General features: G+C 66.0%; 35 protein-coding genes. All 35 read right to left on the reverse strand.

The annotated features are described in order from the left end of the window. Nucleotides 1-19: 19 nt before the first annotated feature. The 35 genes from rpsK to rpsL all read right to left on the reverse strand — a co-directional run bounded on the left by rpsK (nucleotide 20) and on the right by rpsL (nucleotide 21107). Nucleotides 20-427, reverse strand: a complete 408-nt coding sequence (gene rpsK / locus NQK81_RS19375; protein WP_004558885.1) for a 30S ribosomal protein S11 — start codon at nucleotides 425-427, stop codon at nucleotides 20-22. Between the two features lie 18 nt (nucleotides 428-445). After that, on the reverse strand, nucleotides 446-631 hold the full coding sequence (locus tag NQK81_RS19380) for a hypothetical protein (protein WP_005166807.1): 186 nt from the start codon (nucleotides 629-631) through the stop codon (nucleotides 446-448). Continuing rightward, a complete protein-coding gene (gene rpsM / locus NQK81_RS19385; RefSeq protein WP_005166805.1) occupies nucleotides 628-1008 on the reverse strand; it encodes a 30S ribosomal protein S13 in 381 nt (126 codons plus the stop codon). Before rpsM ends, NQK81_RS19380 begins: the two co-directional genes overlap by 4 nt. A 205-nt stretch (nucleotides 1009-1213) precedes the next feature. Continuing rightward, complete coding sequence (gene rpmJ, locus NQK81_RS19390) at nucleotides 1214-1327, reverse strand: 50S ribosomal protein L36 (protein ID WP_004558882.1); 114 nt, start codon at nucleotides 1325-1327, stop codon at nucleotides 1214-1216. Between the two features lie 36 nt (nucleotides 1328-1363). Beyond that, entirely contained in the window at nucleotides 1364-1585 is a 222-nt protein-coding gene (gene infA, locus NQK81_RS19395) for a translation initiation factor IF-1 (protein ID WP_005166804.1), read from the reverse strand. A gap of 474 nt (nucleotides 1586-2059) precedes the next feature. Further along, entirely contained in the window at nucleotides 2060-2836 is a 777-nt protein-coding gene (gene map / locus NQK81_RS19400) for a type I methionyl aminopeptidase (RefSeq protein WP_257489260.1), read from the reverse strand. A 44-nt stretch (nucleotides 2837-2880) separates the two neighbouring features. Continuing rightward, on the reverse strand, nucleotides 2881-3435 hold the full coding sequence (locus tag NQK81_RS19405; RefSeq protein WP_126733352.1) for an adenylate kinase: 555 nt from the start codon (nucleotides 3433-3435) through the stop codon (nucleotides 2881-2883). Then, nucleotides 3432-4739: a preprotein translocase subunit SecY gene (gene secY, locus NQK81_RS19410; RefSeq protein WP_126733351.1), complete on the reverse strand. Its 1308-nt coding sequence runs from the start codon at nucleotides 4737-4739 to the stop codon at nucleotides 3432-3434. Before secY ends, NQK81_RS19405 begins: the two co-directional genes overlap by 4 nt. Nucleotides 4740-5046: 307 nt before the next feature. Then, nucleotides 5047-5679 carry a LysE family translocator gene (locus tag NQK81_RS19415; RefSeq protein WP_257489261.1) on the reverse strand — a complete coding sequence of 211 codons (633 nt, stop codon included), beginning with the start codon at nucleotides 5677-5679 and terminating at the stop codon, nucleotides 5047-5049. Nucleotides 5680-5729: 50 nt separating this feature from the next. Beyond that, on the reverse strand, nucleotides 5730-6497 hold the full coding sequence (locus tag NQK81_RS19420; protein ID WP_257489262.1) for a hypothetical protein: 768 nt from the start codon (nucleotides 6495-6497) through the stop codon (nucleotides 5730-5732). Nucleotides 6498-6711: 214 nt separating this feature from the next. Continuing rightward, on the reverse strand, nucleotides 6712-7158 hold the full coding sequence (rplO, locus tag NQK81_RS19425) for a 50S ribosomal protein L15 (RefSeq protein ID WP_034304258.1): 447 nt from the start codon (nucleotides 7156-7158) through the stop codon (nucleotides 6712-6714). After that, nucleotides 7155-7340 carry a 50S ribosomal protein L30 gene (gene rpmD, locus NQK81_RS19430; protein WP_007031047.1) on the reverse strand — a complete coding sequence of 62 codons (186 nt, stop codon included), beginning with the start codon at nucleotides 7338-7340 and terminating at the stop codon, nucleotides 7155-7157. Before rpmD ends, rplO begins: the two co-directional genes overlap by 4 nt. Nucleotides 7341-7342: 2 nt before the next feature. Further along, a complete protein-coding gene (gene rpsE, locus NQK81_RS19435) occupies nucleotides 7343-7987 on the reverse strand; it encodes a 30S ribosomal protein S5 (protein ID WP_007031046.1) in 645 nt (214 codons plus the stop codon). Between the two features lie 34 nt (nucleotides 7988-8021). Further along, a complete protein-coding gene (gene rplR / locus NQK81_RS19440; RefSeq protein WP_007031045.1) occupies nucleotides 8022-8420 on the reverse strand; it encodes a 50S ribosomal protein L18 in 399 nt (132 codons plus the stop codon). Between the two features lie 2 nt (nucleotides 8421-8422). Further along, nucleotides 8423-8962, reverse strand: a complete 540-nt coding sequence (gene rplF / locus NQK81_RS19445; RefSeq protein WP_037314677.1) for a 50S ribosomal protein L6 — start codon at nucleotides 8960-8962, stop codon at nucleotides 8423-8425. A gap of 16 nt (nucleotides 8963-8978) precedes the next feature. Beyond that, a complete protein-coding gene (gene rpsH / locus NQK81_RS19450) occupies nucleotides 8979-9377 on the reverse strand; it encodes a 30S ribosomal protein S8 (RefSeq protein WP_007031043.1) in 399 nt (132 codons plus the stop codon). An 80-nt stretch (nucleotides 9378-9457) separates the two neighbouring features. Next, the gene (locus tag NQK81_RS19455) at nucleotides 9458-9643 is read right to left on the reverse strand and encodes a type Z 30S ribosomal protein S14 (protein ID WP_005166789.1); all 186 of its coding nucleotides are present in this window, start codon (nucleotides 9641-9643) and stop codon (nucleotides 9458-9460) included. 4 nt (nucleotides 9644-9647) lie between these two features. Continuing rightward, complete coding sequence (gene rplE, locus NQK81_RS19460) at nucleotides 9648-10211, reverse strand: 50S ribosomal protein L5 (RefSeq protein ID WP_093938476.1); 564 nt, start codon at nucleotides 10209-10211, stop codon at nucleotides 9648-9650. Between the two features lie 2 nt (nucleotides 10212-10213). After that, nucleotides 10214-10528: a 50S ribosomal protein L24 gene (gene rplX / locus NQK81_RS19465; RefSeq protein ID WP_005166786.1), complete on the reverse strand. Its 315-nt coding sequence runs from the start codon at nucleotides 10526-10528 to the stop codon at nucleotides 10214-10216. 3 nt (nucleotides 10529-10531) lie between these two features. Beyond that, nucleotides 10532-10900, reverse strand: a complete 369-nt coding sequence (gene rplN, locus NQK81_RS19470) for a 50S ribosomal protein L14 (RefSeq protein WP_005166785.1) — start codon at nucleotides 10898-10900, stop codon at nucleotides 10532-10534. Nucleotides 10901-10979: 79 nt separating this feature from the next. After that, entirely contained in the window at nucleotides 10980-11261 is a 282-nt protein-coding gene (rpsQ, locus tag NQK81_RS19475) for a 30S ribosomal protein S17 (protein ID WP_007031041.1), read from the reverse strand. Then, nucleotides 11258-11506: a 50S ribosomal protein L29 gene (gene rpmC / locus NQK81_RS19480; RefSeq protein WP_007031040.1), complete on the reverse strand. Its 249-nt coding sequence runs from the start codon at nucleotides 11504-11506 to the stop codon at nucleotides 11258-11260. Before rpmC ends, rpsQ begins: the two co-directional genes overlap by 4 nt. Next, on the reverse strand, nucleotides 11506-11925 hold the full coding sequence (rplP, locus tag NQK81_RS19485; RefSeq protein WP_005166782.1) for a 50S ribosomal protein L16: 420 nt from the start codon (nucleotides 11923-11925) through the stop codon (nucleotides 11506-11508). Before rplP ends, rpmC begins: the two co-directional genes overlap by 1 nt. A gap of 3 nt (nucleotides 11926-11928) precedes the next feature. Continuing rightward, on the reverse strand, nucleotides 11929-12789 hold the full coding sequence (rpsC, locus tag NQK81_RS19490; RefSeq protein WP_126733349.1) for a 30S ribosomal protein S3: 861 nt from the start codon (nucleotides 12787-12789) through the stop codon (nucleotides 11929-11931). Beyond that, nucleotides 12789-13205, reverse strand: a complete 417-nt coding sequence (rplV, locus tag NQK81_RS19495; RefSeq protein WP_007031038.1) for a 50S ribosomal protein L22 — start codon at nucleotides 13203-13205, stop codon at nucleotides 12789-12791. Before rplV ends, rpsC begins: the two co-directional genes overlap by 1 nt. Nucleotides 13206-13234: 29 nt before the next feature. Continuing rightward, nucleotides 13235-13516 (reverse strand): 30S ribosomal protein S19, encoded by a 282-nt coding sequence (gene rpsS, locus NQK81_RS19500; RefSeq protein ID WP_003102083.1) that lies wholly within the window; start codon nucleotides 13514-13516, stop codon nucleotides 13235-13237. 18 nt (nucleotides 13517-13534) lie between these two features. Next, a complete protein-coding gene (gene rplB, locus NQK81_RS19505; protein WP_005166779.1) occupies nucleotides 13535-14368 on the reverse strand; it encodes a 50S ribosomal protein L2 in 834 nt (277 codons plus the stop codon). Between the two features lie 16 nt (nucleotides 14369-14384). Then, nucleotides 14385-14696, reverse strand: a complete 312-nt coding sequence (rplW, locus tag NQK81_RS19510) for a 50S ribosomal protein L23 (RefSeq protein WP_126733348.1) — start codon at nucleotides 14694-14696, stop codon at nucleotides 14385-14387. Then, a complete protein-coding gene (gene rplD, locus NQK81_RS19515) occupies nucleotides 14693-15379 on the reverse strand; it encodes a 50S ribosomal protein L4 (RefSeq protein ID WP_034304244.1) in 687 nt (228 codons plus the stop codon). Before rplD ends, rplW begins: the two co-directional genes overlap by 4 nt. Nucleotides 15380-15381: 2 nt before the next feature. Then, nucleotides 15382-16032, reverse strand: coding sequence for a 50S ribosomal protein L3 (gene rplC / locus NQK81_RS19520; protein ID WP_007031036.1), 651 nt, complete (start codon nucleotides 16030-16032; stop codon nucleotides 15382-15384). 34 nt (nucleotides 16033-16066) lie between these two features. Continuing rightward, nucleotides 16067-16372 carry a 30S ribosomal protein S10 gene (gene rpsJ / locus NQK81_RS19525; protein ID WP_003102098.1) on the reverse strand — a complete coding sequence of 102 codons (306 nt, stop codon included), beginning with the start codon at nucleotides 16370-16372 and terminating at the stop codon, nucleotides 16067-16069. A 409-nt stretch (nucleotides 16373-16781) separates the two neighbouring features. Next, entirely contained in the window at nucleotides 16782-17975 is a 1194-nt protein-coding gene (gene tuf, locus NQK81_RS19530) for an elongation factor Tu (protein ID WP_016331088.1), read from the reverse strand. A gap of 124 nt (nucleotides 17976-18099) precedes the next feature. Continuing rightward, entirely contained in the window at nucleotides 18100-20199 is a 2100-nt protein-coding gene (gene fusA, locus NQK81_RS19535) for an elongation factor G (protein WP_126733347.1), read from the reverse strand. Nucleotides 20200-20262: 63 nt separating this feature from the next. Further along, on the reverse strand, nucleotides 20263-20733 hold the full coding sequence (gene rpsG / locus NQK81_RS19540) for a 30S ribosomal protein S7 (RefSeq protein ID WP_007031033.1): 471 nt from the start codon (nucleotides 20731-20733) through the stop codon (nucleotides 20263-20265). Beyond that, nucleotides 20733-21107 (reverse strand): 30S ribosomal protein S12, encoded by a 375-nt coding sequence (gene rpsL / locus NQK81_RS19545; protein WP_003102113.1) that lies wholly within the window; start codon nucleotides 21105-21107, stop codon nucleotides 20733-20735. Before rpsL ends, rpsG begins: the two co-directional genes overlap by 1 nt. Nucleotides 21108-21224: the final 117 nt, after the last annotated feature.

Here is a 21224-nt window from a genome sequence, read left to right on the forward strand (position 1 = left end):
TCTTACTCCTCCCCGTTCCTCAGACCCGGCGCCGCTTGGGCGGGCGGCAGCCGTTGTGAGGCTGCGGGGTCACGTCCTGGATGGTGCCGACCTCGAGGCCGGCCGCCTGCAGCGAGCGGATCGCCGTCTCGCGACCCGAACCCGGGCCCTTCACGAAGACGTCGACCTTCTTCATGCCGTGCTCGGCAGCCTTGCGGGCGGCGTTCTCGGCGGCCATCTGCGCGGCGAACGGGGTGGACTTACGCGAGCCCTTGAAGCCCACGTGACCACTCGACGCCCACGCGATCACGGCACCGGTCGGGTCCGTGATCGAGACGATGGTGTTGTTGAAGGTGCTCTTGATGTGCGCGTGACCGTGCGCGACATTCTTCTTTTCCTTGCGGCGGACCTTCTTGGCCCCCGCCGCAGTACGAGACTTCGGTGGCATGTTCTGAGGGTTCTCCTGTTAGCGCGCGTTCTCTTGGTGAGCGGCGACCGCTTCGGCCTGGCCGCGCCGGATGATCGAACCGGCGTCGGTGTACAGGTTGCGGAGCGCCATCGGGCGGGCGTAGAGCGCCTTGGGCGAGACACAAGCCGAGCCGCGGCGGTGGACGCCGCCCATACGCACGACCTTCTTGCCCTGGACGCTCACTTCTTGCCAGCCTTCTTCTTGCCGGCGACCGTCTTCTTCGGACCCTTACGGGTGCGGGCGTTCGTCTTGGTGCGCTGACCGCGGACGGGAAGTCCGCGACGCCAGCGAAGGCCCTCGTAGCACCCGATCTCGATCTTCCGACGGATGTCGGCGTTCACCTCACGGCGAAGGTCACCCTCGACCTTGAAGTTCTCCTCGATGTAGACCCGCAGCTTGGCGAGGTCGTCATCGCTCAGATCCTTGACGCGAGTGTCCGCGTTGAGCTCGGCAGCCGCGATGAGCTGCTTCGAGCGGGTACGGCCGATGCCGTAGATGTAGGTCAGCGCGATCTCCAACCGCTTTTCGCGGGGGAGGTCTACGCCAGCGAGTCGTGCCATTGGCGTTGATGCTCCTTCATAGAATTCATCTTCAGGTCTGCTCCCCGTCCGGTCCCGGGACCGACTCGCCTGTCGTGCCCTCTGCTTGCGCTTCGGGTGTCCCGGCCTCGGCCTGAAGTCCGAGGGTGAACCGGGCCGTTCGCACGGCCCGGCAGGTGCGGGGAGATTGTGTAGCCGTCAATCCACTCTGTACGAGTGCGAGTGATCAGCCCTGCCGCTGCTTGTGCCGCAGGTTTTCGCAGATCACCATGATCCGGCCGTGACGGCGGATCACCTTGCACTTGTCGCAGATCTTCTTGACGCTCGGCTGGACCTTCACGTCTCCTGCTCTCCTGCTTGTGCTAACTCGTCGTGATCACTTGTAGCGGTAGACGATGCGACCACGTGACAAGTCGTAGGGCGAGAGCTCCACGACAACCCTGTCCTCGGGCAGGATGCGGATGTAGTGCTGCCGCATCTTGCCGCTGATGTGTGCAAGGACCTTGTGGCCGTTCTCCAACTCGACGCGGAACATCGCGTTGGGGAGCGGCTCGACTACGCGGCCTTCGACCTCGATGGCCCCGTCTTTCTTGCCCATGTCCTCCGCATTTCCTGTCGCTACACTGTGTGATCAGTCAAAGCTTGAGTGCTTGGCTGGGTGGTGCATCGGCACACTCCTGCCCGGGTCCAATGTCCGTTCGCGAGAGTTCACGAGCGCGCAGGATCCGGGCGCGATGAGTACACCGACTTGACAGTGTACGCAACCCGTGTCGCGAGCCCCAAACGGGGGTGACTGTGTTAGGTGACCCCTCGAGCCCGCCTGATCTGGCCTCCACCATCGTACGCCCTCGCCGACCTGCGTTAACGGGCTAATCGCGATCCGGTGGGCCCGTGACCTGGGGACGACCGGCGGGCGAGGTGCACCCGATGGAGGCAGCGGGCGGGCGCCTCAACGGCGGCGCCGGGCGCTCCGCCGACCAGCGGACGCACTTGCGTTTAGCGGCCTAACTGCGATCCGGGGGCGCACTTGCGTTTAGCGGGCTAAACGCGATCTGGAGGGCGAAGGGCGAGGTCAGGCGTCTTCGGGGGCGGTGAGCACCCACGGGCCGTCGTCGGTGATCGCGACGGTGTGCTCCCAGTGCGCGGCCCGCGAGCCGTCGGCGGTCACGACGGTCCAGCCGTCCTCGAGCTCGACGGTCTCTCCGCCGCCACCGGTCAGCATGGGCTCGATCGCGAGCGCCATCCCGGTCTTGAGCCGCGGTCCCTTGCCCGGTTTGCCCAGGTTCGGCAGGAACGGGTCCATATGCATCTGGCGCCCGATGCCGTGGCCGCCGTACTCGACGATCATCCCGTAGTCGATGCCGTCTTCCCGGCTCGCCTTCTCGGCCGCGGTCTGCACCGCGTGCGAGATGTCCGTGAGCCTGCCACCCGACGACACGGCGGCGATCCCCGCCCACATCGCCGCCTCGGTGGCGGCCGAGAGCGCGAGATCCGCCTTCGAGACCTCGCCGATCGCGAGCGTGACCGCCGAGTCGCCGTGCCAGCCGTCGAGGATGGCACCGCAGTCCACCGAGATGATGTCGCCGTCGTTCAGGACCTGGGTCTTCGACGGGATGCCGTGCACGATCTGCTCGTTCACCGAAGCGCAGATCGACGCCGGAAAGCCGTGGTACCCCTTGAACGAGGGCACCGCGCCGGCGTCACGGATCGTCTGCTCGGCGAGCTCGTCGAGGTCGGCCGTGGTCACCCCCGGTTTGGCAAGCTCACGCACCGCGGTGAGGGTGCGCCAGACGACCAGTCCGGCGGCCCGCATCGCCTGGAGCTCGCCAGGGGTCTTGATTTCGATCATGCGCCCACGACGAAGCCGTTGCAGTACACGCAGTCCTCCGAGATTCACGTGCGGTCGCGCAGCGCTTCCAGCACGCGGGCGGAGATCTCGTCGACCGTGCCGACGCCGTCGACCGTGACCAGGATGTCCGCGTAGTACTCGAGCAGCGGAGCGGTCTCGGACACGTAGATCTGCTGACGGCGGCGGATGACCTCTTCGGTGTCGTCCGATCGGCCGCGGGACAGCAGCCGATCGACGACGACGTCTTCCGAGACCTGGAGCTGGATGACCGCGTTGAGCTTGGTGTCGACCTCGCCGAGGATCTCACCGAGGACGTCGGCCTGCTTCGTGTTCCGCGGGAACCCGTCGAGCAGGAAACCGGCCTTGGCGTCGGGTTCCGCGAGGCGCTCGCGCACCATCTCGTTCGTGACCGAGTCGGGCACGAGTTCGCCGGAGTCCAGGTAGCGCTTGGCTTCCTGGCCCAGCGGCGTCTGCTCGCCCACGTGGGCGCGGAACAGATCGCCGGTCGAGATGTGCGGGATCCGGAGCTTCTCCGACAGTGCTACCGCCTGAGTACCTTTGCCCGCGCCAGGAGGGCCAACGAGAACCAGGCGCGTCACTTCAAGAACCCTTCGTAGTTACGTTGCATCAGCTGGCTTTCGATCTGCTTCACGGTGTCGAGACCGACACCGACCATGATCAGCACAGCCGTGCCACCGAACGGGAAGTTCTGGTTGTTCCCGCTGCCGGTGACGGACAGGAAGAAGTTCGGAAGGATCGCGATGATGCCCAGGTACAGCGAGCCCGGCAGGGTGATCCGGCCGAGGACGTAGCTGAGGTACTCCGCGGTGGGTCGGCCCGGGCGGATACCCGGGATGAAGCCACCGAACTTCTTCATTTCTTCCGCACGCTCGTCCACGTTGAACGTGATCGTGATGTAGAAGTACGTGAAGAAGATGATCAACGCGAAGTACAGCAGGACGTGCGCCCAGCTGGACTGGTTGACGATGTAGTTCTGGATGAAGACCTGCCAGCCCGCGTTGCTGTTGGCGTCGCCGACGAGGCGGCTGATCAGGTCCGGCAGGTAGAGCAGCGACGAGGCGAAGATGACCGGGATGACACCGGCCTGGTTCACCTTGATCGGCAGGTAGGTCGACGTCCCGCCGTACATGCGGCGGCCGATCATGCGCTTGGCGTACTGCACCGGGATCCGGCGCTGGCCCTGCTCGACGAAGATGACGCTGGCGATGATCACCAGGCCGAACACGCAGATCAGGGTGAAGACCACCGGGCCGGCGCTGCTGAGGATGTTGCCACCCTCGATCGGGATGCGGGCCGCGATGTTCAGGAAGATGAGGACGGACATGCCGTTGCCGACGCCGCGCTCGGTGATCAGCTCACCCAGCCACATCATGACGGCGGTACCGGCGGTCATCGTGATGACGATGATGGCCAGCGTGTAGACGCTGTTGTCCGGGATGATCGCGGTGTCGCACTGCGGGAAGAGCTGCTTGCGGTCGGCGAGTGCCACCACACCGGTCGCCTGCAGGACCGCGAGGGCGATCGTCAGGTACCGGGTGTACTGCGTCAGCTTGCCCTGACCGGCCTGTCCTTCTTTCTTCAGCTCCTCGAACCGCGGGATGACCACGGTGAGGAGCTGGACGATGATGCTCGCCGTGATGTACGGCATGATGCCGGTCGAGAACAGCGACAGCTGCAGCAGAGCACCGCCGCTGAACAGGTTCAGCAGCTGATAGACGCCCTCCTGCGACCCGGTCTCCGTGCATTGCTGCACGGCGGAATACGAGATGCCCGGGGCCGGGATGGTGGCACCGATTCGGTAGACCGCGACGATGGCTAGCGTGAACAGGATCTTCTTACGTAGATCCGGCGTCGCTAGAGCCGAGCGGAAGGCGCTGAGCACGCGGGGAACCTCCTCGGCGTCGTCGGCTGTCTTACCGACGATCGGCTTGGCCGGCCTGGGGCCGGCGGGAACACACAGCTTTCTGGCACAAGCCAGGAACGCTTCGGGGCACACTCGTCCCGAAGCGTGTCGCCGACTCTAACAGCTTCACAGGGCGTGTCCGCAGTGCGTGTGGGTTTTCCGGACGAAGGTTGGTCCGCGGGGTTGATCGACCGCCGCTTCTCGCTCCGGGATCTTGACAGATCGCCTTGCCGTTCCTCACTTTTCCGACCACCGGATCGCGATTAGGGGGCTAAACGCACCGTGATCAGGAGCTTGAAGTGGCGAGCGCGCCAGCCATGCCGAGGAGCACGACGCCGGTACCGCGGTCGACGTTGCGAGTCGCCCGGCGAGATAACCGGAGCGACTTCACGAGCGCGCCCGCCCCGATGTAGGTCGCGCCCGCCACGAACTCGGCGAGCAGGTAGACGGCGCCGAGAATCGCGATCTGGATGGGAAAGGAGCCGTGAGCTGCGTCGATGAACTGGGGCACGAACGCCGTGAAGATGAGGATCGCCTTCGGATTGGTGATCGCGACGACGAATTCCTTCCTCGCGATCCGGAGCGCGGGTACGGATTCGGTGCCTCGCGGCGCCTGGACCAGCGCGGTTTCCCCGCCACGGAACGTCGACCACAGCAGGCGCCCGCCGATCCAGACCAGGTAGGCGACGCCGGCCCATTTGATCACTGTGAGTGCAAGCTCCGACGCCGCGAGGAGCTGTCCGAGTCCAGCGGCGACGGCCGCGATGAGCACCGTGAATGCGGCCAATCGGCCTAACAGCCCGGCGAGCCCTTTCCAGGCTCCCTGCGTCATGCCGTGATGCATGCCGAGCAGATTGTTCGCCCCTGGCGTAAAAGCCACGAGGACCGCTGCTCCGAAAAAGACCACCGCCCAAGTCATCGGCCACCTCCTCCCCCACCGTATCGGCGGCCGCGAGCGCGTTTAGCGGGCTAATCGCGCTCTTTCGCGCCAGGATCCGGCGGAGGCGCGAAAGCGGAGTAGTCCGGTTTCTCCGGCTGAGGGTCCGGTGGGAGGACCGCGACGGAGATGCCGTGCTTCGGTGTGGGCATGTCCGCGAGACTCGGGTCGCCGCTCACCGGGACCTCGTCGTCCTGGACGCGGTGGCTCATGACGGCCGCGCCCGCCGCGGCGACTACCGCGGCGAAGAGGGCCCACATACCCGCGCCCAGTGTCGTCGTCGTCTCGATGGACTCGCCCATCGTGCGCCCGAAACTCAAAGTGGCGGCGGTCGCGACGACTCCGGTGAGGAACACCGCCGCGATGGTGGTGAGCCATCGGTCCAAAGCGCCCGGGCGCCGCAGGCGGGAGGCACGGGCACTGACGATCACGGCCGCCAGAAGGATCGCCGCGGCGATCAGGACCGGAATACCGACAGGTGTGGACGGTGCGCTGAAAGGGGGATCGTTCGGCTGAAGGACCTTCGTATCCCACGCGCTTTGAACGAACACGACCACGACGGCGTCGCTGCGATCGAAAGAAAACCGATGCTCGATGCTGAAGAACGGGAAGAGGCAGCCCAGGACGGCGAGCAGCATGGCCAGAGCGGCCAATCCCGCCGCGACGAGTCTGCGGGGCTCAGGCCGGCCCGGCCGTACCGGCTCGCCCACAGGGTCAGTGGGCCCGGAAATCGACACGATCACCGGCGGGGCGTCCGGCTGCTGAGGGGGCTGCGGATCCTGCCCGGGAGGTGTGGCCACCTCGCGATCCTTCCAGCACAGGGCCCCTTCCGCCACGCCCCGCGGCTCCAGCATCAGATCGCGATTAGGGGGCTAAACGCAGGTCGGGGGCCGGACGGCCTGCCCGCACCGGGATCGCGATTAGCCCGCTAAACGCAGGTCGGCGCGGGAGCGCAAGCGAAAGGCCCGCCGGGCGGAGCCGGGCGGGCCTTTCGGTGAAGCGAGCGAAGAAGGCTCAGAGCGTGGTGGCGGAGCCACCGGCAGCGGAGAGCTTCTCCTTGGCGGAGCCGGAGAAAGCGTCGGCGGTGACGTCCAGCTTGACGCCGTTCACGTCGCCGTTGCCGAGCACCTTCACGAGCTTGCCCTTGCGGACGAGACCGTTCGCGACGAGCTCCTCGGCGCCGACCTTGCCACCCTCCGGGAAGACGCGGGCGATGTCGCCCACGTTCACCGGCTGGTACTCGGTACGGAAGCGGTTCTTGAAGCCGCGAAGCTTCGGGAGCCGCATGTGGATGGGCATCTGCCCACCCTCGAAACCGGCGGGCACGTTCTTCCGGGCCTTGGTGCCCTTGGTACCGCGACCGGCGGTCTTGCCCTTCGAGCCCTCACCACGGCCGACGCGGATCTTGTCGCGCTTCGCGCCCGGAGCCGGACGAAGGTGGTGGATCTTGATGGCAGTCATGCCTTGACCTCCTCGACCTCCACCAGGTGGCGGACGGTGTGGATAAGGCCGCGCACCTCGGGAGTGTCATCACGCACGACGCTCTGGCGGATCTTGCGCAGCCCGAGGGTGCGCAGCGACTCCCGGTGAGCGTGCTTCGTGCCGATCTTGCTCTTGACCTGGGTCACCTTGAGCTGAGTCATGATCAGACCCCCTGACCCGCGCGCTGACGCAGCATGCGAGCCGGAGCGACGTCCTCGAGCGGGAGACCGCGGCGGGCCGCGACCTCTTCGGGACGCTGCAGACCCTTCAGGGCCGCCACGGTCGCGTGCACGATGTTGATCGCGTTGTCGGAGCCGAGCGACTTCGACAGCACGTCGTGGACACCCGCGCACTCCAGCACCGCGCGCACCGGGCCACCGGCGATGACACCGGTACCGGCCGAGGCCGGACGGAGCAGCACGACACCGGCGGCTTCCTCACCCTGGATGGGGTGGGGGATGGTGCCTGCGACGCGGGGAACGCGGAAGAAGTTCTTCTTCGCTTCCTCGACGCCCTTGGCGATGGCCGCGGGAACTTCCTTGGCCTTGCCGTAGCCGACGCCGACCTGACCGTCGCCGTCACCGACGACCACCAGGGCGGTGAAGCTGAAGCGACGACCACCCTTGACGACCTTGGCGACGCGGTTGATCGTCACGACCTTCTCGAGGTGCGGGGTCTTTTCCTGGCCGGCCCCGCCACGGCCGCTGTCGCGCCGGTCACGGCGGTCGCGACGGTCATTGCGGTCGTTGCCGCCCTGTCCGCCGGGTCCGCCCTGGCCACCGCCGAATTGCCGTGTACGTCCCGGCATCAGGCTTTCCTTCCATTCACGAGCATCTGCTGCATCAGAACTCCAACCCCGCCTCACGCGCGGCGTCGGCGAGCGCCGCGATGCGGCCGTGGTAGGCGTTGCCACCACGGTCGAACACCACGGTCGAGACACCGGCGTTCTTGGCGCGGGCGGCGACGAGTTCCCCGACCTTGGCGGCCTTGGCCTTCTTGTCGCCTTCCAGCGCGCGGACGTCCGCCTCGAGGGTGGACGCCGACGCCAGGGTCTTGCCGGCGAGGTCGTCGATCAGCTGCACGGCGATGTGCCGCGACGAACGCTTGACGACCAGGCGCGGACGCTGGTCCGTGCCGTTGATCTTCTTGCGAAGGCGGAAGTGCCGACGGGCCTTCGCGACGCGGCGGCGGGTCGAGATGTCCTTGCCGACCGGCTTGCGCTTCGTAGTCGTGTCGCTCATGATCACTTACCCGTCTTTCCGACCTTGCGGCGGATCTTCTCACCCTCGTAGCGCAGGCCCTTGCCCTTGTACGGGTCCGGGCGGCGCAGCTTGCGGATGACCGCGGCGATCTGGCCGACCTTCTGCTTGTCGATGCCCGAGACCGAGAACCGGGTGGGGGTCTCGACCTTGAAGGTGATGCCTTCCGGGGCCTCGATCTTCACCGGGTGGCTGTAGCCGAGGGCGAACTCGAGGTCCGAGCCCTTGGCCTGCACGCGGTAACCGACACCGTGGATCTCGAGCTTCTTCTCGTAGCCCTCGGTCACACCGACGACGAGGTTGTTGACCAGCGTCCGGGTGAGACCGTGCAGGGCACGGCTGGTGCGCTCCTCGTCGGGACGCTTCACCTGCAGCGTGCCGTCCTCGGCGCGCTCCACGGTGATCGGCTCGGCGATGGTGTGCTCAAGGGTGCCCTTGGGCCCCTTGACCTGAATGTGCTGACCATCGATGGTCACCTCGACCCCGGAGGGGACGGCGACCGGCAGCTTTCCAATGCGTGACATGTCTTTGCCCCCTTCCTTACCAGACGTAGGCGAGGACTTCGCCGCCCACGCTGTTTCGCTTGGCCTGACGGTCGGTCTGGAGGCCGGACGACGTCGAGATGATCGCGACGCCGAGGCCACCGAGAACCGACGGCAGTTCGGTCGATTTTGCGTAGACCCGCAGACCGGGCTTGGACACGCGGCGGAGGCCGGCGATGCTGCGCTCACGGTTGGGGCCGTACTTCAGCTCCACGACGAGGTTCTTGTGCTTCTCGCCCGGCTCGTCGCGGTAGCCCGAGATGTAACCCTCGCGCTTGAGGATCTCGGCGATGTTCGCCTTGATCTTCGAGTGGGGAAGCACGACCTCGTCGTGGTACGCCGAGTTCGCGTTACGCAGACGGGTCAAGAAGTCTGCGATGGGGTCGGTCATCGTCATGGTGACCTGTCAACCTTTCTCGCCCTGGTTCCCTGCACTCACTGCAGGGCCTGTGGCGAAGTGGGAGTTAAAAAAGACTCTTACCAGCTGGACTTGCGGACGCCGGGCAGCTCGCCCGCGTGTGCCATCTCGCGAAGGCAGATCCGGCAGAGCCCGAACTTGCGGAACACCGAGTGCGGGCGACCGCACCGCTGGCAACGCGTGTAACCGCGAACCTTGAACTTCGGCGTCTTCGCGGCCTTGTGGACCAGTGCTTTCTTGGCCATCGACTCAGTTCTCCTTGAACGGGAAGCCGAGCTTGCGAAGCAGCGCGCGGCCCTCGTCGTCGGTGTTGGCGGTGGTGACGACAGTGACGTCCATACCGCGCGGGCGGTCGATGGCGTCCGGGTCGATCTCGTGGAACATGGACTGCTCGTTGAGACCGAACGTGTAGTTGCCGTTGCCGTCGAACTGCTTCGGCGAAAGCCCGCGGAAGTCACGGATACGCGGCAGCGCGATGGTCAGCAGCCGGTCGAGGAACTCCCACATCCGGTCGCCGCGCAGCGTGACGCGCGCGCCGATCGGCTGGCCCTCACGCAGCTTGAACTGCGCGATGGACTTGCGAGCCTTGCGAACCTCGGGCTTCTGCCCGGTGATCGCGGCCAGGTCGCGGATGGCGCCTTCGATCAGCTTGCTGTCACGGGCGGCGTCACCGACACCCATGTTCACGACGACCTTGACGACGCCCGGGATCTGGTGGACGTTCTCGAAGGAGAACTCCTGCTGGAGCTGTCCCTTGATCTCCTCGCGGTACCGCACCTTGAGGCGCGGGGCGATGTTCTCTGCGGTGGTCATGATCAGATGTCCTTACCGTTCCGGCGCGAGACCCGGACCTTCTTGCCGTCCTCGCCGATGCGGTAGCCCACCCGGGTCGGCTTGCCGTCGGAGTCGACGACCATCACGTTCGAGACGTGGATGGGCGCTTCCTGCGTGACGATGCCGCCGGACTGCGCGCCGCGCTGGGTCTGGGAGATCCGCGTGTGCTTCTTGATCCGGTTCACGCCCTCGACCAGCACGCGCTCGCGCTCGGGGTAGGCCTGGATGACCTTGCCCTTGGCACCCTTGTCCTTGCCGGCGATGACGACGACCGTGTCGCCCTTCTTCACCTTCATGCTCTACAACACCTCCGGCGCGAGCGAAATGATCTTCATGAACTTTCGGTCGCGCAGCTCGCGGCCGACCGGCCCGAAGATGCGGGTGCCGCGGGGCTCATTGTCGTTCTTGATGAGCACAGCAGCGTTCTCGTCGAAGCGGATGTAAGAACCGTCCGGACGACGGCGCTCCTTGCGCGTGCGAACGATGACGGCCTTGACGACGTCACCCTTCTTCACGCCGGCGGCCGGCATGGCGTCCTTCACGGTGGCGACGATGATGTCGCCGATGCCCGCGTAGCGCCGCCCCGAGCCACCGAGAACGCGGATGCAAAGGATCTCCTTCGCGCCCGTGTTGTCGGCAACCCGAAGCCGCGACTCCTGCTGGATCACGTCTACTCCTGTATGTCGCGCTGGTTCTCGCGGTGAAGCGCGAGCCTTGCGGAACTAAGGGACTCAAAAAGAGCCCTACTTACTTGGCCTTCTCCACGATCTGCACCAGACGCCAGCGCTTGGTCGCCGACAGCGGGCGGGTCTCCATCAGGGTGACCCGGTCGCCGACGCCCGCCTCGTTGTTCTCGTCGTGCACCTTGACCTTGCTGGTGCTGCGGAGAACCTTGGCGTAGCGACGGTGCTTCTTGCGGTCTTCGAGCTCGACCACGATCGTCTTGTTCATCTTGTCCGAGACGACGTAACCCTCACGGACCTTGCGGTCGTTGCGGGGGGCCGCCTCAGCGTTGGGCTGCTCGCTCATGCGGCACCTTCACTCTCGGCGTCAGGGGAAACGGACAGGCCGAGTTCACGCTCGCGCATGACCGTGTAGATCCGCGCGATGTCCGTACGGACGGTGCGCAGACGGCGGTTGTTGTCGAGCTGTCCGGTCGCCATCTGGAAGCGGAGGTTGAAGAGCTCCTCCTTGTATTCCTTCAGACGCAGAACGAGCTCTTCCGCGGTGAGCTCACGCAGCTCCGATGCCTGGGCGGCACCTGCCTTCGCCATCAGAACTCACCACCTTCACGGGTCACGATGCGGCACTTCATGGGCAGCTTGTGGATCGCGCGACGGAGCGCCTCGCGGGCGGTCTCCTCGTTCGGGAACGAGATCTCGAACATCACGCGGCCCGGCTTCACGTTGGCGATCCACCACTCGGGCGAACCCTTACCGGAACCCATGCGGGTTTCCGCCGGCTTCTTGGTCAGCGGGCGGTCCGGGTAGATGGTCGTCCACACCTTGCCGCCACGCTTGATGTGACGCGTCATGGCGATACGAGCGGACTCGATCTGCCGGTTGGTCACGTAGCTGTGCTCAAGCGCCTGGATGCCGTACTCGCCGAAGTTCACCTTCGTACCGCCCTTGGCGGCACCGTGGCGCTTCGGGGAGTGCTGCTTCCGGTGCTTGACCCTGCGCGGGATAAGCACGTGTCAGCCCTCCGTCTTTTCTGCAGTCTCAGCAGCCGGGGCTTCGGTGGCAGCGCCACCCTTGGGGGCGGTGTCGTCGCTCTTGGCGGCGGCAGCGGCCCGACCGGCTTCGGTCGAGGTCGGCGTCGTGCCCGACGCGCCGGAACGGCGCGGGCGGGACGGACGGTCACCACGGTCACGGCGCGGGGCGCGCTCGGCGGCCGCGGCGGCGTCACGCGCCTCCTTGGCCTTGAGGCCACCCACGAGCTCGCCCTTGTAGATCCACACCTTCACGCCGATGCGACCGAACGTCGTCTTGGCCTCGAAGAAGCCGTAGTCGATGTCGGCACGCAGCGTGTGCAGCGGGACGCGACCATCGCGGTAGTGCTCGGAGCGGGACATCTCGGCACCGCCGAGACGACCGCCGCACTGCACGCGGATGCCCTTGACCTGCGGCGAACGCATGGAGGTCTGGATCGCCTTGCGCATCGCGCGGCGGAACGCCACACGGTTGCTCAGCTGCTCCGCGACACCCTGAGCGACGAGCTGGGCGTCGGCCTCGGGGTTCTTGACCTCGAGGATGTTCAGCTGGACCTGCTTGGCGGTCAGCTTCTCCAGCGCGCCGCGGATGCGGTCGGCCTCCGCGCCGCGACGGCCGATGACGATGCCCGGCCGGGCGGTGTGGATGTCGACGCGGACCCGGTCACGGGTGCGCTCGATCTCGACCTTGGAGATCCCGGCGCGCTCCATGCCCGTGGACAGCAGCTTCCGGATCTTGACGTCCTCGGCCACGTACTCCGCGTACTGCTTGTCGGCGTACCAACGCGACTTCCAGTCCGTGGTGATACCCAGGCGGAAGCCGTGCGGGTTGATCTTCTGGCCCACTACCGGCCACCTGCCTTCTTCTTGCCCTGTGCCTTCTTGGCCTCGGCCTTCGGACGCGACTCCACCTCGACGGTGATGTGGCTGGTCCGCTTGCGGATCCGGTACGCGCGGCCCTGGGCCCGCGGACGGATGCGCTTGAGGGTCGGACCCTCGTCGGCGTAGGCGTTCTTGACCCAGAGGGTGTCCGGGTCGAGATCGAGGTTGTTCTCGGCGTTGGCCATGGCGCTGGCGAGCACCTTCGCGACCGGCTCGCTTGCCGCCTGCGGGGCGAACTGGAGCACGGCCAAGGCGTCGGCGGCGCTACGTCCCTTGATCAGCTCGATCACCCGGCGCACCTTGGTAGGCGAGTCCCGGACGAAGCGAGCCCGCGCGTAAGCCGTCGGCAGAGCCTCGGCCACGTCGTTCTGGGCGTTCATCGCTAGCTTCCTTGTTCTCTCGTGCCCGCTCAGCGGCGGCGCGACTTGCGGTCGTCCTTGATGTGGCCCTTGAAGGTCCTAGTCGGGGCGAACTCGCCCAACTTGTGACCCACCATCGCCTCGGTGACGAACACCGGGACGTGCTTGCGGCCGTCGTGCACCGCGATCGTGTGACCCAGGAAATCCGGGATGATCGTGGACCGACGGGACCACGTCTTGATCACGGTCTTCTTGCCCGACTCGTTGAGAGCGTCCACCTTCTTGAGCAGGTGGTCGTCCACGAAGGGGCCCTTTTTGAGGCTACGTGGCATGTTCTTCTACCTCCCTGCTCAGCGCTTCTTGCCGGTACGCCGGCGGCGGACGATCATGGCGTCGGAAGCCTTGCGGCGGCGGGTGCGGCCTTCGGGCTTACCGTTCGGGTTCACCGGGTGGCGACCACCGGAGGTCTTACCCTCACCACCACCGTGCGGGTGGTCGACCGGGTTCATGACGACACCACGGACGGTGGGGCGCTTGCCGCGCCAGCGGTTACGGCCCGCCTTGCCCCAGTTGATGTTGGAGTGCTCGGAGTTGCCGACCTCGCCGATGGTGGCGCGGTTGCGCACGTCGACGTTGCGGATCTCGCCCGACGGGAGACGAAGCTGGGCGTACGGCCCGTCCTTCGCCACCAGCTGCACCTTGGCACCGGCGGACCGCGCCATCTTCGCGCCGCCACCGGGGCGGAGCTCGATCGCGTGGATCACGGTGCCGACCGGGATGTTGCGCAGCGGCAGGTTGTTACCCGGCTTGATGTCGGCCCGGGGGCCGTTCTCCACCGTGTCACCCTGCTTGAGCTTCTCCGGGGCGATGATGTAGCGCTTCTCGCCGTCGGCGTAGTGCAGGAGCGCGATACGAGCGGACCGGTTGGGGTCGTACTCGATGTGCGCGACCTTGGCGGGAACGCCGTCCTTGTCGTTCCGGCGGAAGTCGATCAGCCGGTACGCACGCTTGTGGCCACCACCCTTGTGGCGGGTGGTGATCTTGCCGCTGGAGTTACGGCCGCCGGACTTGCTCAGCGGACGCAGCAGCGACTTCTCCGGGGTGGACCGAGTGATCTCGGCGAAGTCGGAGACGCTGGAACCGCGACGACCCGGGGTCGTCGGCTTGTACTTGCGGATGCCCATGTGTCAGCTCAGTCCTTTACGCGGTGGGTCCGCCGAAGATCTCGATCGGCTTGCTCTCAGCCGAAAGAGTCACGATGGCGCGCTTGGTGTCCTTGCGCTTGCCGAAGCCGGCGCGAGTCCGCTTACGCTTGCCCTGGCGGTTGGCCGTGTTGACGCTGACCACCTTGACGCCGAACACCTTCTCGACCGCGATCTTGATCTGGGTCTTGTTGGCGTCCGGGCGGACGATGAACGTGTACTTGTGCTCTTCGAGCAGCCCGTAGGACTTCTCGGAGATCACCGGCGCGAGCAAGATGTCGCGGGGATCGGGGATGGCGATCGCACTCACTGCTCGTCACTCCCTTCAACCTCGCTCGACCGGGCCGAAGCCTTCGCGCCCTTGCCCCGGACGGGGCCGGCGACGAACACGTCGTAAGCGGCCTTGGTGAACACCACGTCGTCGTTGACCAACACGTCGTAGGTGTTGAGCTGGTCGGGCGTGATGATGTGGACCTCGGCCAGGTTCCGCAGCGAGTTCCAGCTCAGCTCGTCGTCGCGGTGCAGCACCACGAGAACGCGCTTGGCCTGGGTCACCGCGGCGATGGCGGCCTTGGCGGACTTGGTGGACGGCTTCTCGCCGGTCACCAGTTCGGTGACGACGTGCAGCTGTCCGGCGCGGGCCCGGTCGGAGAGGGCGCCACGCAGGGCGGCGGCCTTCATCTTCTTCGGGGTGCGCTGGGTGTAGTCACGCGGCGTGGGGCCGTGGACGACGCCACCACCGGTGAACTGCGGCGCACGGGTCGAACCCTGGCGGGCGCGGCCGGTGCCCTTCTGGCGGTACGGCTTCTTGCCACCACCGCGGACTTCACCGCGGGTCTTGGTGTCATGCGTGCCCTGGCGCGCGGCGGCCAGCTGGCCCACCACGACCTGGTGCATGAGGGGCACGTTGGCCTGCACGTCGAAGATCTCCGAGGGGAGCTCGACCGTGCCGTCGGCTTTACCGGCCGGGGTCTTCAGCTCGACGCTGGTCATGTTCAGTTACCACCCTTCGCGGCGCTGCGAACGAACAGCAGGCCGCCCTTGGGACCGGGCACGGCGCCCTTGATCAGCAGCAGGCCGTCCTCGGCACGCACCGCGTGCACGGTCAGGTTCTGCGTGGTGACCCGGTCGTTGCCCATCCGGCCCGCCATGCGCAGGCCCTTGAAGACGCGGCCCGGGGTGGCGCAGCCACCGATCGAGCCGGGCTTGCGGTGCACGGCCTGGGCACCGTGGCTCGCGCCCTGGCCCTTGAAGCCGTGACGCTTCATGACACCGGCGTAGCCCTTGCCCTTGCTGGTACCGGTCACGTCGACCTCGATACCGGCCTCGAACACCTCGGCGGTGATCTCCTGGCCGACCTCGTAGGTCTCGGCGTCGGTGGTACGCAGCTCGGCAAGGTAACGGCGCGGGGTCACGCTCGCCTTGTCGAAGTGGCCGGTGCGCGGCTTGTTCACGCGACGCGGGTCGACCGCGCCGAAAGCCAGCTGCACGGCCTTGTAGCCGTCGTTCTCCTGGGTCCGAACCTGGGTGACCACGTTCGGCCCGGCCTGGACGACGGTCACCGGGACGACCCGGTTGTTCTCGTCGAAGACCTGGGTCATGCCGAGCTTGGTGCCCAGGATGCCCTTCACTTGCCTGTCAGACATGAGTCTCTTACTCTCCGCCGCTCGCCAGCCGCTGCTACTGGATGTTGACGTCGACGCTCGCCGGCAGGTCGATGCGCATGAGCGCGTCGACCGTCTTCGGCGTCGGGTCGAGGATGTCGATCAGACGCTTGTGCGTGCGCATCTCGAAGTGCTCGCGCGAATCCTTGTACTTGTGCGGCGAGCGGATGACGCAGTAAACGTTCTTCTCGGTGGGCAGCGGCACCGGCCCGACAACACGGGCGCCGGTGCGCGTGACCGTCTCGACGATCTTGCGCGCCGAGGTGTCGATCGCCTCGTGGTCGTAGGCCTTGAGCCGGATGCGGATCTTCTGTCCCGCCATGGTGGCTGCTCGTTCCTTGTCGTCTCGTGCCGCTTTTGTCTTTTCAAACCTCAGTCTGACTGAGGTTTTCCCAGTTCAACGGCCCTGTCCCCGGTCCACGCGGTCGGGCGTGTCGTGCCCGACGCACAGACGGATCCCGCGGGATCTTCGTCTTGCCTGGTCTTCCTCAACGTGAGGAGGCATCGAGCCGGCGGAAAAGCTTTATCGCCGTCTCAAACGCCCTTGCCCGCTAGCCTCACCCGAAGGAAGTGCTCCGCGGACCGTGGCCGCTCATACCAGGGCGGCCGGAACCTGTCTTCGTGAGAAGTACGAGTTCGGCCGCCCCAGGACGAGCAACCTGAATAGTGTCGCACACGTGATTTGACGCCCCTAACCCGGGGGTGTATTGCCCCCGGGCGGGGCGCCTAAATCACTTGATGATCTTGGTGACCTGGCCGGCGCCGACGGTCCGACCACCCTCGCGGATGGCGAAACGCAGACCCTCGTCCATGGCGACCGGCTGGATCAGCACGACGCTGATGTCCGTGTTGTCGCCCGGCATGACCATCTCGACACCCTCCTTGAGGGTGACGACGCCGGTCACGTCCGTGGTACGGAAGTAGAACTGCGGGCGGTAGTTGTTGAAGAACGGGGTGTGACGGCCACCCTCGTCCTTCGACAGGATGTAGACCGAGCCCTCGAACTCCGTGTGCGGGGTGGTGGTGCCCGGCTTCACGACGACCTGGCCGCGCTCGACGTCCTCGCGCTTGATACCGCGGACCAGCAGGCCGACGTTGTCGCCCGCCTCGCCGGTGTCCAGCAGCTTGCGGAACATCTCGACACCGGTGACGGTGGTCTTGGTCGACTTCTCCTTGATGCCGACGATCTCGACCTCTTCGTTCACGTTGACGCGGCCGCGCTCGATGCGACCGGTCACGACCGTGCCACGGCCGGTGATGGTGAAGACGTCCTCGATCGGCATGAGGAACGGCTTGTCGAGCTCGCGGACCGGGTCCGGCACGTTCTCGTCGACGGCTTCCATCAGCTCGAGAACGCTCTCGCCCCACTTGGCGTCGCCCTCGAGGGCCTTCAGGCCGGAGACCTTGATGACCGGAGCGTCGTCACCCGGGAAGTCCTGGGAGGACAGCAGCTCGCGGACCTCGAGCTCGACGAGCTCCAGGATCTCCTCGTCGTCGACCATGTCGGCCTTGTTCAGCGCGACCACGATGTAGGGCACGCCGACCTGCTTCGCGAGCAGCACGTGCTCACGGGTCTGCGGCATCGGGCCGTCGGTCGCCGCGACCACGAGGATCGCGCCGTCCATCTGCGCCGCACCGGTGATCATGTTCTTGATGTAGTCCGCGTGACCGGGGGCGTCCACGTGGGCGTAGTGACGCTTCTCGGTCTGGTACTCGACGTGCGAGATGTTGATCGTGATACCGCGCTGCTTCTCTTCCGGCGCGTTGTCGATCTGGTCGAACGCCGAAGCGGTGTTCAGCTCGGGGTACTTGTCGTGCAGAACCTTGGTGATCGCCGCGGTCAGAGTGGTCTTACCGTGGTCGACGTGACCGATGGTCCCGATGTTGACGTGCGGCTTGGTCCGCTCGAATTTCGCCTTCGCCACTGGAATGTCCTCCTGGACTGTTTTGCTTACTCACCGGCCAACGTGGCTGTCGGACGGGGATTCGTTTCTTGACGGATGCTGCGGACGTTCAGGAGTGTTCCTTATGCCCGCGAGCGGACGGGAACTACTCCCCCGTCGCCTTCGCGATGATTTCCTTCGCGACGTTCGCGGGAACCTCGGCGTAGGAGTCGAACACCATGGAGTAGTTGGCACGTCCCTGCGTACGCGAACGCAGGTCACCGACGTAACCGAACATCTCCGACAGCGGGACCAGTGCCTTGACGACACGGGTACCGGCGCGCTCCTCCATGGCCTGGATCTGGCCACGGCGGGAGTTGAGGTCACCGATCACATCGCCCATGTAGTCCTCGGGCGTGGTGACCTCGACGGCCATCAGCGGCTCGAGGATGACCGGACCGGCCTTCTTCGCGGCTTCCTTCATCGCCATGGAGCCGGCGATCTTGAAGGCCATTTCGGAAGAGTCGACCTCGTGGTACGCGCCGTCCAACAAGGTGAACTTCAACCCGACGAGCGGGTAGCCGGCCAGCACGCCGTACTGCATGGCGTCCTGTGCGCCCGCGTCGACCGACGGGATGTACTCCCGCGGCACGCGGCCACCGGTGACCTTGTTGTCGAACTCGTAGAGGGCACCGTCGGTGGACTCGAGCGGCTCGAGCTTGACGATGACCTTCGCGAACTGACCGGAACCACCGGTCTGCTTCTTGTGCACGTAGTCGAGCTTCTCGACCGTCTTGCGCACCGTCTCGCGGTAGGCGACCTGCGGCTTACCGATGTTCGCCTCGACCTTGTAGTCGGACTTCATGCGGTTGACCAGCACCTCGAGGTGCAGCTCGCCCATACCGGCGATGATCGTCTGGCCGGTGTCCTCGTCCAGGTTGACCTGGAACGTCGGGTCCTCTTCGGCCAGCTTCTGGATCGCCAGGGACAGCTTCTCCTGGTCGGCCTTGGTCTTCGGCTCGATCGCGACGCGGATGACCGGCGCCGGGAACGTCATCGACTCGAGGACGACCGGGCTCTGCGGGTCGGCGAGGGTGTCACCGGTGGTGGTGTCCTTCAGGCCGATGACCGCGTAGATGTGGCCCGCCTGGGCCTCGTCCACCGGGTTCTCCTTGTTGGAGTGCATCTGGAAGAGCTTCCCGATGCGCTCCTTGCGCTCCTTGGTGGCGTTGATCAGCTGCGCGCCGGAGGCGACCTTGCCCGAGTACACCCGGATGTAGGTCAGCTTGCCGAAGAACGGGTGCGCGGCGATCTTGAACGCCAGAGCGGAGAAGGGCTCCTCGGTCGACGGCTTGCGCGACACGACGGTCTCGCCGTCGGGCAGCGTGCCCTCGACGGCCGGGACGTCCAGCGGCGACGGAAGGTAGTCGATGACCGCGTCGAGCATGGGCTGCACGCCCTTGTTCTTGAACGCGGAACCGGTGAGCACCGGGTACGCCTCGCGGTTCACGGTGAGCTTCCGGATGCCGGCCTTGATCTCGGCCTCGGACAGCTCCTCGCCTTCGAGGAACTTCTCCATCAGGGAGTCGTCGGTCTCGGCGATGGCCTCGACCAGCTTCTCCCGGTACTCGGCCGCCTTGTCGGCGAGCTCGGCCGGGATCTCCTCGACGGCGTAGTCCTCGCCCTTCTGGACCTCGCCGCGCCAGGTCAGCGCCTTCATGCGGACCAGGTCGACGACGCCTTCGAACTCGTTCTCGGCGCCGATCGGCAGCTGGATGACCAGCGGGCGGGCGCCGAGGCGCTCCTCGATGGTGCGGACGGTGAAGTAGAAGTCCGCGCCGAGCTTGTCCATCTTGTTGACGAAGCAGATACGAGGAACCTCGTACTTGTCCGCCTGACGCCAGACCTGCTCGGACTGCGGCTCGACACCTTCCTTGCCGTCGAAGACGGCGACGGCACCGTCGAGCACGCGGAGCGAGCGCTCCACCTCGACGGTGAAGTCGACGTGGCCCGGCGTGTCGATGATGTTGATCTGGTGATCGGCCCAGAAAGTGGTGGTGGCAGCCGAGGTGATGGTGATACCCCGCTTCTGCTCCTCCTCCATCCAGTCCATGGTGGCGGCGCCATCGTGGACTTCACCGATCTTGTAGTTGACCCCGGTGTAGAACAGGATCCGCTCGGTGGTGGTGGTCTTACCGGCGTCGATGTGGGCCATGATGCCGATGTTGCGGACCTTGTTCAGGTCGGTCAGCACTTCACGTGCCACGAGAGTGTTCCCCTGTCTCAAAATTGGGGCCCGGCAAGGCTTTGATCGGCAGCCGGGCGGATATCACCAGCGGTAGTGCGCGAAGGCCTTGTTGGACTCGGCCATCTTGTGCGTGTCCTCACGCCGCTTCACGCTGGCGCCGAGGCCGTTGCTCGCGTCGAGGAGCTCGTTCTGCAGACGCTCGATCATGGTCTTCTCGCGACGAGCCTGCGAGAAGGAGACCAGCCAGCGAAGCGCGAGCGTGGTGGAACGTCCCGGCTTGACCTCGATCGGCACCTGGTAGGTGGCACCACCGACGCGGCGGCTCTTCACCTCGATGGTGGGCTTCACGTTGTCAAGGGCGCGCTTCAGCGTGACGACCGGGTCGGTGCCGGTCTTCTCGCGAGCGCCTTCGAGGGCGCCGTAGACGATGCGCTCGGCCAGGGACCGCTTGCCGTCCTTCAGCACCTTGTTCACCAGCTGGGTGACCAGCGGGGATGCGTAGACGGGGTCAGAGATCAGCGGCCGCTTCGGGGCCGGACCCTTGCGGGGCATTAGCTCTTCTCCTTCTTCGCGCCATACCGGCTGCGCGCCTGCTTACGGTTCTTGACACCCTGGGTGTCGAGCGAACCGCGGATGATCTTGTAACGGACACCCGGCAGGTCCTTCACACGACCACCGCGCACGAGCACCATCGAGTGCTCCTGCAGGTTGTGGCCTTCACCGGGAATGTAGGCGGTGACCTCGATGCCGCTGGTCAGCTTCACACGAGCGACCTTGCGAAGCGCCGAGTTCGGCTTCTTGGGGGTTGTGGTGTACACGCGAGTGCACACGCCACGCCGCTGCGGGCTCCCCTTGAGGGCCGCGGTCTTCTGCTTGGCAGCCTTGTCCTGGCGGCCCTTACGGACCAGCTGCTGGATCGTGGGCAATGGACCAGCTTTCTGTTCGCGATCTTGCTACTACGTGTTGTCTCCGGCCCCCGCGGTCGGGCGTGTCGGCCCGCGTCACGGTCTTGCGACCGGTAACTTCCCGTAGGGATTTTCCGT

Source organism: Amycolatopsis roodepoortensis, assembly GCF_024628825.1.
Taxonomy (GTDB): domain Bacteria; phylum Actinomycetota; class Actinomycetes; order Mycobacteriales; family Pseudonocardiaceae; genus Amycolatopsis; species Amycolatopsis roodepoortensis.

What these genes read in the sequence shown, in the direction of transcription:
- rpsK (WP_004558885.1), bottom strand. Translation starts at nt 427, where the DNA reads ATGCCACCGAAGTCTCGTACTGCGGCGGGGGCCAAGAAGGTCCGCCGC.
- rpsM (WP_005166805.1), bottom strand. Translation starts at nt 1,008, where the DNA reads ATGGCACGACTCGCTGGCGTAGACCTCCCCCGCGAAAAGCGGTTGGAG.
- infA (WP_005166804.1), bottom strand. Translation starts at nt 1,585, where the DNA reads ATGGGCAAGAAAGACGGGGCCATCGAGGTCGAAGGCCGCGTAGTCGAG.
- map (WP_257489260.1), bottom strand. Translation starts at nt 2,836, where the DNA reads ATGATCGAAATCAAGACCCCTGGCGAGCTCCAGGCGATGCGGGCCGCC.
- NQK81_RS19415 (WP_257489261.1), bottom strand. Translation starts at nt 5,679, where the DNA reads ATGACTTGGGCGGTGGTCTTTTTCGGAGCAGCGGTCCTCGTGGCTTTT.
- rplO (WP_034304258.1), bottom strand. Translation starts at nt 7,158, where the DNA reads ATGACTGCCATCAAGATCCACCACCTTCGTCCGGCTCCGGGCGCGAAG.
- rpmD (WP_007031047.1), bottom strand. Translation starts at nt 7,340, where the DNA reads ATGACTCAGCTCAAGGTGACCCAGGTCAAGAGCAAGATCGGCACGAAG.
- rpsE (WP_007031046.1), bottom strand. Translation starts at nt 7,987, where the DNA reads ATGCCGGGACGTACACGGCAATTCGGCGGTGGCCAGGGCGGACCCGGC.
- rplR (WP_007031045.1), bottom strand. Translation starts at nt 8,420, where the DNA reads ATGAGCGACACGACTACGAAGCGCAAGCCGGTCGGCAAGGACATCTCG.
- rplF (WP_037314677.1), bottom strand. Translation starts at nt 8,962, where the DNA reads ATGTCACGCATTGGAAAGCTGCCGGTCGCCGTCCCCTCCGGGGTCGAG.
- rpsH (WP_007031043.1), bottom strand. Translation starts at nt 9,377, where the DNA reads ATGACGATGACCGACCCCATCGCAGACTTCTTGACCCGTCTGCGTAAC.
- NQK81_RS19455 (WP_005166789.1), bottom strand. Translation starts at nt 9,643, where the DNA reads ATGGCCAAGAAAGCACTGGTCCACAAGGCCGCGAAGACGCCGAAGTTC.
- rplE (WP_093938476.1), bottom strand. Translation starts at nt 10,211, where the DNA reads ATGACCACCGCAGAGAACATCGCCCCGCGCCTCAAGGTGCGGTACCGC.
- rplX (WP_005166786.1), bottom strand. Translation starts at nt 10,528, where the DNA reads ATGAAGGTGAAGAAGGGCGACACGGTCGTCGTCATCGCCGGCAAGGAC.
- rpsQ (WP_007031041.1), bottom strand. Translation starts at nt 11,261, where the DNA reads ATGAGCGAGCAGCCCAACGCTGAGGCGGCCCCCCGCAACGACCGCAAG.
- rpmC (WP_007031040.1), bottom strand. Translation starts at nt 11,506, where the DNA reads ATGGCGAAGGCAGGTGCCGCCCAGGCATCGGAGCTGCGTGAGCTCACC.
- rplV (WP_007031038.1), bottom strand. Translation starts at nt 13,205, where the DNA reads ATGAACGCCCAGAACGACGTGGCCGAGGCTCTGCCGACGGCTTACGCG.
- rpsS (WP_003102083.1), bottom strand. Translation starts at nt 13,516, where the DNA reads ATGCCACGTAGCCTCAAAAAGGGCCCCTTCGTGGACGACCACCTGCTC.
- rplB (WP_005166779.1), bottom strand. Translation starts at nt 14,368, where the DNA reads ATGGGCATCCGCAAGTACAAGCCGACGACCCCGGGTCGTCGCGGTTCC.
- rplD (WP_034304244.1), bottom strand. Translation starts at nt 15,379, where the DNA reads ATGACCAGCGTCGAGCTGAAGACCCCGGCCGGTAAAGCCGACGGCACG.
- rplC (WP_007031036.1), bottom strand. Translation starts at nt 16,032, where the DNA reads ATGTCTGACAGGCAAGTGAAGGGCATCCTGGGCACCAAGCTCGGCATG.
- rpsJ (WP_003102098.1), bottom strand. Translation starts at nt 16,372, where the DNA reads ATGGCGGGACAGAAGATCCGCATCCGGCTCAAGGCCTACGACCACGAG.
- rpsG (WP_007031033.1), bottom strand. Translation starts at nt 20,733, where the DNA reads ATGCCCCGCAAGGGTCCGGCCCCGAAGCGGCCGCTGATCTCTGACCCC.